General features: G+C 52.9%; 1 tRNA gene. It reads left to right on the forward strand.

The features are described from left to right. Positions 1-129 precede the first annotated feature (129 nt). Positions 130-214, forward strand: a tRNA-Leu gene (locus ACQRBV_RS22905). The last annotated feature ends 149 nt before the right edge of the window (positions 215-363 follow it).

Raw genomic sequence — 363 nt, forward strand, 5'->3', positions numbered from 1 at the left:
GGCGTAGCTCAGTTGGTAGAGCACGGGATTGTGACTCCCGTTGTCGAGGGTTCGATCCCCTTCGTCCACCCCATATTTAGAAGGGCGCCAGATTAATCATCTGGCGCCTTTGCTTTAAGAGCTTCAAGCGCGGATGTGGTGGAATTGGTAGACACACTGGATTTAGGTTCCAGCGCCGCGAGGCGTAAGAGTTCGAGTCTCTTCATCCGCACCAAATAAAGCTTGGCCCCGTTGAAAAGCAGGGTAGGGCTCAACAAAGAAGTGGTTTGGTTTCTTTGTTAACGCAATATGGTGGGCGTAGCTCAGTTGGTAGAGCACGGGATTGTGACTCCCGTTGTCGAGGGTTCGATCCCCTTCGTCCAC

It is taken from the genome of Pseudomonas sp. R11F (assembly GCF_050312575.1).
In the GTDB taxonomy this organism is placed as follows: domain Bacteria; phylum Pseudomonadota; class Gammaproteobacteria; order Pseudomonadales; family Pseudomonadaceae; genus Aquipseudomonas; species Aquipseudomonas palleroniana.